Origin of the sequence: Ruegeria sp. (assembly GCF_028066395.1) — a bacterium.
Classification (GTDB): Bacteria; Pseudomonadota; Alphaproteobacteria; order Rhodobacterales; family Rhodobacteraceae; genus Ruegeria.
In genome coordinates this window covers 11,320-22,879 of record NZ_JALCBM010000069.1, presented here as the reverse complement: position 1 = coordinate 22,879, position 11,560 = coordinate 11,320, and the positions used below count along the sequence as shown (strand labels likewise).

The 11,560-nt window shown below is 59.9% G+C and carries 12 protein-coding genes and 1 riboswitch; of the genes, 3 read left to right on the top strand and 9 right to left on the bottom strand.

Going from position 1 to position 11,560, the window contains the following annotated elements; translation table 11 throughout:
* Positions 1 to 176 precede the first annotated feature (176 nt).
* Genes MPJ51_RS17925 through MPJ51_RS17910 form a run of 4 tightly spaced genes read right to left on the bottom strand, consistent with a single transcriptional unit; the run spans position 177 to position 4,501 of the window.
* A complete protein-coding gene (locus MPJ51_RS17925) occupies positions 177 to 1,148 on the bottom strand; it encodes a D-glycerate dehydrogenase (protein WP_298389478.1) in 972 nt (323 codons plus the stop codon).
* Complete coding sequence (gene sucD, locus MPJ51_RS17920; protein ID WP_298389476.1) at positions 1,148 to 2,035, bottom strand: succinate--CoA ligase subunit alpha; 888 nt, start codon at positions 2,033 to 2,035, stop codon at positions 1,148 to 1,150. The genes MPJ51_RS17925 and sucD overlap by 1 nt, the downstream gene beginning before the upstream one ends.
* Positions 2,035 to 3,231 (bottom strand): malate--CoA ligase subunit beta, encoded by a 1,197-nt coding sequence (locus MPJ51_RS17915; protein ID WP_298389474.1) that lies wholly within the window; start codon positions 3,229 to 3,231, stop codon positions 2,035 to 2,037. Before MPJ51_RS17915 ends, sucD begins: the two co-directional genes overlap by 1 nt.
* A 28-nt stretch (positions 3,232 to 3,259) precedes the next feature.
* Positions 3,260 to 4,501 carry an aminotransferase gene (locus tag MPJ51_RS17910; protein ID WP_298389472.1) on the bottom strand — a complete coding sequence of 414 codons (1,242 nt, stop codon included), beginning with the start codon at positions 4,499 to 4,501 and terminating at the stop codon, positions 3,260 to 3,262.
* 219 nt (positions 4,502 to 4,720) lie between these two features.
* Here MPJ51_RS17910 and MPJ51_RS17905 point away from each other — a divergent pair, with 219 nt between their 5' ends.
* Together MPJ51_RS17905 and MPJ51_RS17900 are read left to right on the top strand one after the other, a co-directional pair.
* Entirely contained in the window at positions 4,721 to 5,350 is a 630-nt protein-coding gene (locus tag MPJ51_RS17905; RefSeq protein ID WP_298389470.1) for a response regulator transcription factor, read from the top strand.
* Positions 5,351 to 5,444: 94 nt separating this feature from the next.
* Positions 5,445 to 6,395 carry a Hint domain-containing protein gene (locus MPJ51_RS17900; RefSeq protein ID WP_298389469.1) on the top strand — a complete coding sequence of 317 codons (951 nt, stop codon included), beginning with the start codon at positions 5,445 to 5,447 and terminating at the stop codon, positions 6,393 to 6,395.
* A gap of 30 nt (positions 6,396 to 6,425) precedes the next feature.
* Here MPJ51_RS17900 and MPJ51_RS17895 read toward each other — a convergent pair whose 3' ends face one another.
* The 5 genes from MPJ51_RS17895 to MPJ51_RS17875 are packed head-to-tail and all read right to left on the bottom strand — an operon-like array spanning position 6,426 to position 9,842.
* Positions 6,426 to 7,082, bottom strand: a complete 657-nt coding sequence (locus MPJ51_RS17895; RefSeq protein WP_298389467.1) for an ABC transporter ATP-binding protein — start codon at positions 7,080 to 7,082, stop codon at positions 6,426 to 6,428.
* Positions 7,079 to 7,861: a cobalt ECF transporter T component CbiQ gene (gene cbiQ / locus MPJ51_RS17890; protein ID WP_298389465.1), complete on the bottom strand. Its 783-nt coding sequence runs from the start codon at positions 7,859 to 7,861 to the stop codon at positions 7,079 to 7,081. The genes MPJ51_RS17895 and cbiQ overlap by 4 nt, the downstream gene beginning before the upstream one ends.
* The gene (locus tag MPJ51_RS17885) at positions 7,861 to 8,442 is read right to left on the bottom strand and encodes a cobalt ABC transporter permease (RefSeq protein WP_298389463.1); all 582 of its coding nucleotides are present in this window, start codon (positions 8,440 to 8,442) and stop codon (positions 7,861 to 7,863) included. Before MPJ51_RS17885 ends, cbiQ begins: the two co-directional genes overlap by 1 nt.
* Positions 8,439 to 9,050 (bottom strand): cobalt transporter CbiM, encoded by a 612-nt coding sequence (gene cbiM / locus MPJ51_RS17880; RefSeq protein WP_298389461.1) that lies wholly within the window; start codon positions 9,048 to 9,050, stop codon positions 8,439 to 8,441. Before cbiM ends, MPJ51_RS17885 begins: the two co-directional genes overlap by 4 nt.
* A gap of 6 nt (positions 9,051 to 9,056) precedes the next feature.
* On the bottom strand, positions 9,057 to 9,842 hold the full coding sequence (locus tag MPJ51_RS17875; protein WP_298389459.1) for a DUF4198 domain-containing protein: 786 nt from the start codon (positions 9,840 to 9,842) through the stop codon (positions 9,057 to 9,059).
* Between the two features lie 129 nt (positions 9,843 to 9,971).
* Positions 9,972 to 10,173, bottom strand: a riboswitch (cobalamin riboswitch).
* A gap of 215 nt (positions 10,174 to 10,388) precedes the next feature.
* Between MPJ51_RS17875 and MPJ51_RS17870 the strand changes: the two genes are divergently transcribed.
* On the top strand, positions 10,389 to 11,560 hold a 1,172-nt coding region (locus MPJ51_RS17870; protein WP_298389457.1), incomplete at its 3' end, for an HYR domain-containing protein.

The following is an 11,560-nucleotide window of genomic DNA, read 5'->3' as shown; positions in this document are numbered from 1 at the left end:
CGTCGCGCTGGCGGCCCAGTTCGGACGTGATCGAGCCGAACAGCTCGGGGTCGCGGTCGGATAGGGATTGGGTGAAGAAATTATCTGTTCGATGCGGGGCGTTCACGGATCAAATCTCCTTTAGAAGAAAGACGGATGCAGCCAATCTGTGGATTGTCTGGCGGTACGGCTGGGCCTCAGATCACCCGGTCGCGAGGTTCTCGGCCTTCGAAAAAGTCGCTCAGGTTATCAAGCACACGGAACCCCATCGCCTCGCGCGCCTCACGCGTGGCGCTGCCCAGATGGGGTAGCATCACGAGGTTGTCGCAGTGCAACAGGTCCGGACTGATGCGCGGTTCGCCGTCGAAGACGTCCAGCGCCGCGCCGCCGATCATGTCCAGCATCAGCGCCTGAATCAGGGCCCATTCGTCGATCACCTCACCACGGGCGGTATTGATCAGGAAGGCGCCGGGTTTCATCAGGCCAAGCCTGCGCGCGTTGATCAGGTGCCGGTTCGTGGCCCCGCCGGGACAATGGAGCGAGACGAAATCACATTGCGGCAGCAGGTCATCGACTGAATCCACCTGCACCGCATTGCACTGGGCCAAAACGTCCGGTGCAACCTGACTGCGGTTGTAGACAAGGATATCCATGCCGAACCCGTGATGGGCGCGGCGGGCCATCTCTTGCCCGATACGGCCATAGCCGATGATGCCCAGCGTCTTGCCGCTGACCTTGGTGCCGACCAGATGCGTGGGTCGCCAGCCGGTCCATTTGCCCGAACGCAGCTCACGCTCGCCTTCGCCCGCGCGGCGGGCCACCATCAGCATCAGGGTCATGGCGATATCGGCGGTGCATTCGGACAGCACGTCCGGCGTGTTGGTCACGGTCATGCCCAGTTCGCGGGCCGATGGCTCGCAGATATGGCTGTAGCCGACACCGTAATTGGCAAGGATCTTTGTCTGCGCGCCGGGCACATCCAGCGCCTCGGCGCTTAATGTATCCGTGACTGTGGGCAGCACGGCATCATAGGATTTCAGCGCCTGCCGGATGTCTGCCGGGGACATGGGCGTGTCCCCGGTGTTCAATACGGCGTTGTAATTCTCGGCCAGTTGCGCCTCGACGGCGGCGGGCCAGCGGCGGGTGACAAGAACCGAAGGTTTGACCATCACGCAGCCTCCATCACGCGGGCGATTGTTTCGCCGATGACAGCCGGGTTTTCGGCCACGGTCACACCGGCGGCGGACAGGATTTCCACCTTCTCGCTGGCGCTTTCGCCAAAGGCCGAGATGATGGCCCCTGCGTGCCCCATGGTCCGGCCCTTGGGGGCGGTCAGACCGGCGACATAGGCGATAACCGGTTTGGTAACGTGGTCACGGATGTACTCGGCGGCTTCGGCCTCTTGCGGGCCGCCGATTTCACCGATCATCGCGATGACGTGGGTGTCCTCGTCTTCTTCGAACCGTTGCAAGATGTCCCTGAACGACGATCCGTTGATCGGGTCGCCACCGATGCCAACGCTGGTCGACACGCCGATGTCGCGCTCTTTCAACTGTGCCGCGGCCTCATATCCCAGCGTGCCCGAGCGGCCAATGATCCCCACATGCCCGGGCAGGTAGATATGCCCCGGCATGATCCCAAGCAGCGCCTTGCCCGGAGAGATCGTGCCCGCGCAGTTCGGTCCGGTCAGGACCATGCGCTTGTCTTTGGGATAGCGATACATGTACCGCTTGACCCGGATCATGTCCTGCGCCGGAATGCCATCGGTGATGCAGACGCAATAGCGGATACCGGCATCCGCGGCCTCCATGATCGCATCCGCCGCGAACGGGGGCGGCACGAACACAAGGCTGGTATCCGCAGCGGTTTCCCGGACGGCCTGCTTGACCGTATCGAAGACCGGGACGCCTTCGACAGTATCGCCATGTTTGCCGGGCACCACGCCGCCCACCACATTGGTGCCATAGGCCAGCATATCCTTGGTGTGGAAGCGGGCCATGCGCCCGGTGATGCCCTGCACGATGACACGCGAATCTCGGTCGAGAAGAATGCTCATTACACAGCCCTCATTTTGGTGCCTTGGCTCAGGTCGTTTTTCCAGGCGCCCACAGCGCGTTCGGCGGCTTCCATCAAGGTTGTCGCGCGAATGATGGGCAGGCCGGACTTGGCGAGGATCTTCTGGCCTTCCTCGACATTCGTCCCGGCCAGCCGCACCACGACGGGGATGTCGATATCCAGTTCTTTCAACGCTTGAACCACGCCCTCCGCCACCCAGTCACAGCGGTTGATACCGGCGAAGATGTTGACGAGGATGGCCTGCACGTTGTCATCCGACAGAACCAGCCGGAACGCCTTGGCGACGCGCTCGGGCGAGGCACCACCGCCGATATCGAGGAAATTGGCAGGCTCGCCCCCGGCCAGCTTGATGGTGTCCATGGTGGCCATGGCCAGACCGGCGCCATTGACGATACAGCCGATATTGCCGTCCAGCCCGACATAAGACAGGCCACGATCCGCTGCGCGACTTTCGCGCGGGTCTTCCTGACTTTTGTCGCGCAGTTCGGCGATTTGCGGATGCCGGAACAGGGCGTTGTCGTCAAAGCTCATCTTGGCGTCCAGCGCCAGCACCCGGTCGTCGCCGGTGATGACCAGCGGATTGATCTCGACCATGGTGGCGTCCAGATCGCTGAAGGCGGCATAACACCCCTGCAGCGTGCGCACCATCTGCTGCACCAGTTTCGGTTCCAGCCCCAGCTCGAACGCAATTTCGCGCGCCTGGAATTCCTGCAACCCAACCGCCGGTTCGACAATGGACCGGACAATGCTTTCCGGGCGATCGGCCGAGATATCCTCGATCTCCATCCCGCCTTCGGACGAGGCGACGATCATGACCCGCTGGCTGGAGCGGTCGAGCACGAAGCCCAGATAAATCTCGCGATCAATCGGCACGGCAGCTTCTACATAGACACGGTAGATGCCTTTGCCTTCGGGGCCGGTCTGATGCGTGACCAGCTTGCGACCGAACAGGTCATCGCAGGCCTCGTAAATTTCATTCTCGGTGTTGCACAGCTTGACCCCTCCGGCCTTGCCGCGCCCGCCCGCGTGGACCTGCGCCTTGACGATCCATTTGTCGCCGCCCAGTTCACGCGCCCGATAGGCCGCCTGTTCAGGGCTGTAGGCCAGCGCACCCGAGGGGGTTTCGACCCCGAAGTTCGAAAGAAGCTCTTTCGCCTGATATTCGTGGATATCCATCTGCATTCCTCCCGTTCATGCAGTGCGGTTAGGCGGCAATCGAGGTGCCATAGCGGCTTTCCAGCAGCGCCTCGATGATGTCGAAATCCACTTGGCCGCCCAATTCGCGGATCGCGTCACCAAACAGATGCACGATGCGGCTGATGGCCTGTCGGTCCAGCTGGTTGAGGATGCCGATGCGCACCTGTACCGGCGCGCTGAGTGTCGGCCAGATGCCGAACCCACGGGCGCGGCAGTTCTGGACCAGTTCCATCTCGCGTCCAGCCAGAGCGGGGGGCAGGTTCAGGACAACAAGGCTGGGCATGTCCGAGGTTACCGTGCATCCCATCGCGGTGACCGCGTCGCGCAGAACCGCTTCGTGCGTTCGGTAGCACCGCGCCCGCTTTGCCAAACCGTCCTGCAAGGTCAGGCGCAGGGATTCGTGGAAGGCGGCGACCGCGTAACCCGAATGGGTTCGGTGATATGTGCCCTTTTCCACATCCTGCCCATCGACGATGCCCCAGTGGCGGGCTTCGTATATCGGGTTGTGGACATAGCTGTAGGCGCCGGTTGTCCGCAGGGCCTCGATGTAAGCGTCGGTAAAGCTGACGGGCGCATAGGTCAGCGGCAGGCAGCACAGACCCTTTTGCGGGCAGGACGCCCAACCGGCGATGCCGGGATAGTCGTCGATGCGGAAATCTGCCACGCCCAGCGACGACACCGCATCGACCAGCCCCATTGCGCCATGGCGTGCGCAGGCATCCGAAAAGCCGCGCAGATCATTGACGCGGCCCGAGCCGGTTTCCCAATGCGCCATGAAGGCCCATTTCGGCTTGTGCGCGGCCAGAGCTTCCTCGACCATCTCACCAGTGACCGGCTGGCCATGGGGGACCTCGATCACGGTCACACTGGCGGCGTGCGGGTCCAGCGGATTGGCGGCGTGTTCCGCAGGCGTTGCGGCCTTGATCCGAAGGGTCAGCGCGTCGATGCCCGAGAAGGTGCCATTGGTGAACGCCACAACCCTGTCCCCGGGCATCACTGCCGAAAACATGGTGTCCAGACCGCTCCAGCCCGTGCCAGCGACGGCAAAGGTGTAAGTGTTGTCTGTCCCCCAGATCTCGCGCAGCATGTGCTTGCATTCGATCATGCCGCGCAACACGTCGCCTTGCATATGGTCGGCGACACCGGCGCTGGCAAATGCCTTCAGCACGCGGGCGTCCGTATTGCCCGGCCCGGGGCCTGCGGCCAACGTCTCGGGGATTTCGAGCGTGGGGTAGATTTGAAATGTCATATGCGATCCTCCCTGGCGGTGGTGCTTGCGAAGCTCTCCACCCGTCGCGTTACCAAGAAGAAAAACCGCCCCTTGCCCGAGGACGCAACGTAACTTACTACTGTTTCAGTATATCTATTTGGATGGGGAAGTACCTACCCATTTAGGTAAATATACCAGCGTATACCAAAGATGTACCTACCCATTAGGGTGGGTATTGAAAATTCAGGTGGAAAAACAATGTCGGAGTCAACGTCGCGCCCGATCGACATCATGCTTGCGGACAACAACCCTCTGGTCCTTTCGGCCATGTCCGAAATCTTTGAACGGGATTTGCGATTCTCATTGGTGGCCACATCTGCAACCGCCGAGGGGTTTCTGGGGGCCGTCATGCGCGTGCCTGTAAAGGTCTGTGTGGTGTCCTGGGAGTTGCCTGCCTTAGGGGCGGCAAAACTGATCGAAGTTCTGCGCGAACAGGAAAACGCGCCCCGTTTTGTGATCTACGGGGACACGACCGGAGATGTTCCGCGATTGGCGATGCAGGCCGGGGCTGCCGGTTTCGCACCCCGTTCGGGTGAGGTTGAAGGCCTGCTGGAAACCTGCGTCGAAGTCGCCCGAGGCAAGATGGTTTTCCCCTTCATCGATGTGCGCACGGTGCAGCAAAGCCCCCTGCAGACCTTGTCGCGCAGAGAACTGGCCATTCTGGAGGCACTGGCCAAAGGAATGTCGAACCGGGAACTGTCAAGGGAATTGCAGATTTCCACCAACACGGTGAAGTTCCACCTGTCAAACATCTACGAAAAGCTGTCGGTCAAAAATCGCGCGCAGGCTATCGCCTTTTATTATTCGGACCGGTCGAACGCCTCGTAACCCATTGGCTGGGCCACCCGGGAACGGCCACCGTTGAGCAAAAATAAATCTTTTCGTGTTTGTGGTGTTTCGAGGGGGAAACCTTGGGCGAGACATGACCAAATACACGTTAGATGCATCCACAAGCGGTAGCTTTTCTCTGAACGTTGGCGGTAATTCTTCTGATGACACCGTTGTCGTAAACATAGGCGAAGATTTCTCGGGCACGATTTCGGTTCTGTCCAGATTTGGCGATGGAGAGCTGGAAACGGTTGATATCAATTATCCCAGCGGATGGTCTGTCACGCAGACCTCATCCGTGCCGCTTGGATGGGAAAATCCGCAGGCAACGTATAGCACCTTTTCGATCACCGATGCCGCAGGTGTGCCGCGTGGAACAATGGTTGTTGTCGCCAATAGATTTGGGGTGCCCTGTTTTGCTGAAGACACCCTGATCCTCATGGGCGATAGGCGCGAAAAGCGGATACAGCACCTTGCTGTAGGCGATAGTGTCTCAACGGCGGACAAGGGGCCTCGACCCGTTGTTTGGATCGGCAAAAGATGCCTTTCAAAATTCATGCTTCATAACGAGCCTGACCTGTCTCCAATCCGAATTGGGAAGGGTAGTCTGGCGCCCAACGTCCCGCATTCTGATCTGCTCGTGTCGCCTCAGCACAGGATACTCGTGCGTTCAAAGATATCCGAGAGGATGACCGGCAATAGGGAGGTGCTGGTGCCCGCCAAGCATCTGTTGAACATCAGCGGAGTAGACAAAGCCGCGCCCGGAAACGGGGTGACGTATTTTCACATACTGCTGGCGGACCATTCCATATTGATCGCAAACGGGGTCGAGGCGGAATCATTGCACCTTGGGGGTGAAGTCGGAAAAATTTTCACCCATCGTCAGATTTGCGAGATACGGGAAAAATTATCCCACACCACCCATGCGCTGGCCAGAGAAACGATCAAGCGCAAACAGGCGGAGCGGCTTGTTTTCCGGCATCAAAAGAACTCTGTTCCGTTTCTGCCTGACGCAGGGTCAATGGCTTTTCACAGATCTGCGTGACTGTTTATGCGCGAGGTACGCGACAGAAAATCAAATAGTGGGGGCAGAAAGCTGTCCATCGCGCAGTTCAAGCGTCTCAGGGGCCAGGGCCTGACGGAAGTTCGGTGCATGGCTGACCAGCAGGATGGCCTGCGGCAACGCTTGCAAAATCTCCAGCAGGCGCGCTTCGTTTTTGGTGTCCAGCGCGTTGGTGGGTTCATCCAGCAGCAGCGCCTCGGGCTCCATCGCCAATACGGTTGCCAGCGTCACAAGCCGTTTCTCACCACCTGAGAGCTTGTGGGTAATGCGATCGCGCAGATGCATCAGGTCCAGATCGGTCAACACCTTGTCGACGATGGCCAATGCCTCGGCCGTGCTGCGCCCAAGGTTGAGCGGGCCGAAAGCGATGTCTTCCGCCACCGTCGGGCAGAACAGCTGGTCATCGGGGTCCTGAAACACCAGCCCGATCCGGCGGCGCACATCGTGAAAATCCGCCTCGACCCGCCGTTCCTTGCCAAAGGCGGTCACGCGTCCGGCGGTTGGCGTCTGCAGGCCCAGGGCGATGCGGAACAGGGTGGACTTGCCCGAACCATTGGGGCCGGTAATCGACAGGCGCTGTCCGGGTTCAAGCTGAAACGACGCGCCGTTCAGCACCGGGGTCTGGCCCGGATACGCGAAAGATACGTCTTCAAGCCTAAGGATCGTCATAGAAAATCCAGGAACAAAAGGCCCATGCACACCGAACACAGCATCGCCGCAAACAGGTGATCCCGACGGGTCATGGCAAAGTCCTGTAACATCAGCAGCCGCCCGGAAAAGCCCCGGCATTTCATGGCGCCCAGAATACGCTCGGATCGTTCGATGGCGCGGACCAGCATCATGCCGACCAGATATCCGAAACTGCGGTAGGTGTGCCAGTTGGTGCCGGGCCGGAACCCGCGAATTTTCATGGCGGCGCGCAGGCGCAAATACTCTTCCCGCAGCACTTCGATGTAGCGGATGGTGAACATCAGCAGATGCACAAGCGCTTCCGGGCAGCGCAGCTTGTGCAGGGCATGGCCAAGGGTGACGGGCTCCATCGTGCCGACCAGAACCATAAGGGCCAAGATCACCGCATTGGCCGTCAGGGCGATTTCGATGGCTTTCCACAGGCCCTGCCAACTGGCCGGAAACCCGAAAACGGTGAACATCGCGTCGCCGGGCATGGAAAAGGGCAGGAGGATCAGCATGAAGATGATAAAACTGTCCATCATCGCCATACGTTTCAGGGTGCGGCGGATGGGCAATCGCGACATCAGCAAAAGCCCGATTGAAACGGCCAGAGCCGTGATCAGCGCCGGAATGGTGCTGAGGGCGACGGTGACAACGGCAAAGACGCAGGCCACCACGATGCGCATGCGCGGGTCATAGTCGCTGATCACCCCGTGCGGGGCATCCCTGCCTGCCTCGGCCAGCGTTTTGGCCTGGGGTTCCAGCGCATGTGCCATCAGGTGGCCATCTTCTTGCGTGCGGCGAGGTAAAAGCCGATGCCGAACAGGCCGATGATATAGCCAATGCCGCCCAGAATGGTTTGCAGATCGTTACGTTCGCGATAGGCGGCGATTTCGCGGCGCAGCGGGCGGGTCTCATCCCGCACCGCCTTGGCGATGGCGGCGCGTTCCTCATCCGAAAGAGAGGCCACAGCGACTGTCGCAGTACCCTCGGCAGGCGCAGTCAAAGCGGGTGTTTCCACCTTTTCGGCCTCCACACCCATGATCTGGGCAACCTCGTCGGCGGGCATGGTGATGTCGGCCACATGCCCGGCGCCAAGGTCTGCCGTGAACCTATGCGCCACGGGTTTGGTCGGCGTGTAGATAAAGAAACCATCCGCGTCGGTCACGGTTCGGCCCAGTTCAGTGCCATCCGGGCCATAGACGATGACGTCCTGATCCTCTGCCATATCGCCATTGGAAAATCCCAACTCGCCTTCAATGGCGTCGCCTGCGGGGAATACGCCTGCGATGACCTTATGGGCCAGCGCCGGAAGCGGGGTCAGGATCAGGATAGAAACAAGGATCATCTGTTTCATGCGGATGCGCCTTTGATAAAAAGCTCGGGCTTGACCTTGCGGGCCAGCAGAACGGCAAAGCCCGTCAGCACAGCCTCGATCCCCATGACCGGGATATGGGCAAAAAAGACAAGCTTGGCGGCGGGCAGGAATTCATCGCCGGACAGGGCCAGCGAAACCGCGACGAAGGCGGTTGTGGCGGCGATGGAAAACGCACCGCCAATGCCGCCCCAGATCGCCCCGTGCACAGGCGAGCCGCGCGCGATCAGGCGGCCAAAGATCATCCAGGTCAACACCGCCGGAAGGGCAATGTTTACTGTATTGATTCCCAGCACGGTCAGGCCGCCAAAGCCGAAGAACACGGCCTGAAGCAGCAAGCCGACGAAAAGGGCAGGGAAGGCGGCCCAGCCGAGCAGAAGCCCGGCCAGACCGTTCAAGATCAGATGCACAGAAGACGGGCCAATCGGTACATGGATCAGCGAGGCGACAAAAAAGCTGGCCGACAGCACGCCCGCCGTGGGAATGCGATCCAGATCCAGCGATTTCAGCCCCAGGGCAATCCCGCCTGCGGCGGCGACTGCGCCGCCGATCACGACAGGGTTTGAAAGGGCTCCGTCTACGATGTGCATTGGGGCTTACTCCAGATCCCAGGCGCGAATCCAGATCACCGCGTCCTGACTCAGCTCTTTGCCGTCATGTTCGGTTTTAGGGCCCGAACCCAGAGCGGCAAACCCCCAATAACCCGCTTTTGGCACGCCAAAGCTGAAATAGCCGTTATCGTCCGAGATCGCGACCAGCGCACCGCCCGGCAGCGGGGAGACGGTGGCCTCTTGCGCGCCAGTGCCCACCATGTCGGGCGCTGCGGCGATGTATTCGATTTCGATCTCGGCACCGGCGACGGGTTTGCCTTCGCTCAGCACGCGGCCGGTGAAGGTTGATCCGGCGATGATGTTATAGGGTTTGTTCAGCGGCAGAATTTCGGTGGCCAGACCCTGCGGCTGATCCCAATCGGTGGGCAGTTCGTTGCGGTTCAGATACGCCTTGGTGATCTGCTGGATATAGATATCCTCGGATTCCTCATAATAAGGCGCGGGAACGGTCACCACCACATAGTCGCCCGAGCGCTTTACAGGCACCGAACCGAGGAAAGCCTTGGCGCTGTTGTCCGGACCGTCGAAGGTGGTTTCTTCCAGCGTTTCCATCAGGTCGGTTTTTTCGCCGTTGTGAATCACGAAGAATTCTTCCGGCTTTTCCAGGGTCATCACGTGACCGGCCTCGAACGGGTGCCAGAAGATCAGCTTGACCGGAACGTCGCCCGGACGCTCGATCATGGTGTTGTCGGTGTATTCCAGCAGGAAATGCGCCTGCGCCAATGCAGGCATCGCCACGGCGGCAGTGGCCGCCAACAGCAGTTTTTTCATGAATTCAGTCCTTCTCATGTCACGCCTTCCCCGGCGCAAATTGGCTTTGACCCAGGGGGAGCGTGATGCCGTTCGCCGACTGAGACAAACGGACCCGGCGCACACCCCGTGGCCGATGATGAGCACCCCTTCCGGGGGCGCATGTTCGGCAGGTCTCCTGACTCGCGGGTCAAAGCATTTGGCTGGCCTTCCCGGGGTATCCCAGTGGCATTGTCAGCCGTGCTCACCGCTTACAGTTGCGGGGGCAGTTGCAGAATTGGCGTGAACGCGCCGCACTGCATTCCCTCTTGCCTCCGGGGACATCCCCGGAACCGAACGTGATGCGTTCATGCCAGAACATGCAAGACAGGGTCAACAATCGATTGCGGCATCGAGAGGGTCATTTGCGAATGCCGGGACCGCATTCGCCCGGTATGACCGCGATCATCCTGTCGCGCTTTTGCTACGGGTCCACCAAAAGGGCGGTAACCTCAATTTGAACACAGTAATGCCCAAAACTGTCTTTACGCGATTCGATCAAGGAAACGCGTACTAAATTGGAATAAAATGAAAAATACACGGTTCGCCCAACGGTGGGGCACAGTGGGCGCGGCGCTTTTTGCGTCGCTGACAGCAGCTCCGGCATATAGTTTTGATGCTACTGGAAATGTCTTTAACACCATCAGTTTTGGAAGTTGTGACTTAGAAGTCTTCAATGATGGTGCGAGCGGGGACATGTACATCCTGTTGTTTGATGCGGGTCCCATTTTCGAGGAAATCGGCGGCGGCGGGTATGTTTCTGGCGCGCCCGCATCCGGCTCGGCCGGGCCGATCACTGCGGCTTCGCTAGAGACATGTCTGGGCGGTGCGTCAGGCAGTATAACCAACCTTCAGCAAGACGGTGCGGATTCAACCTATGCGGCGGATACGTATTACGGCTTTTCATACGAATTCAACGGAGCGCCGTTCGAATATGCCTTCACCGGGTCGTCCGCGGCATTCGTTCAGGGCGCACAAGCGGTGCCTGACACCACACCTCCGGTGATTGGCGCGATTGGTGACATTTCCGTTTCGACCGATACAGGTATGAGCACGGCCAGCGTGCCATTTTCGACCTCGGTTTCCGATAACGTGGACGCATCGAGTTCGTTTACCCTGACCTACACGCTGGGCGGTAGCCCGATCACAAGCCCGCACGCCTTTCCTGTCGGCACGAGCACGGTCACCGTGACCAGCACCCCTGATGCCGCAGGCAATGCGGCTGCTCCCGTCACGTTCGATGTTACCGTATCGGACAACGAAGCCCCCGTTATCGGCGCGGTCAGCGACAGCTCTGTATCGACCGATCCCGGATCGAATACAGCCAGTGTTTCATTCTCGACTGCAGTGTCGGACAATGTGGATGCTTCGGGAACATTCACTTTGACCTATTCACTGGGTGGCAACCCGATCACCAGCCCGCACGCCTTCCCGGTGGGCACAAATACGGTCACCGTCACCAGCAGCGCCGACAGCGCGGGCAATGCGGCGGCTCCGGTGACATTTGATGTCACGGTATCGGATGGCGAGGCCCCGGTCATTGCCGCTGTCACCGACATTGCCGTGGCCACGGCTGCGGGACAGGGCACGGCCAGCGTGCCGTTTGCAACCACTGTGTCTGACAATGTTGATGCCGCAGGCTCGTTCACACTGACCTATTCGCTGGGCGGTAGCCCGATCACCAGTCCTCATGTGTTTCC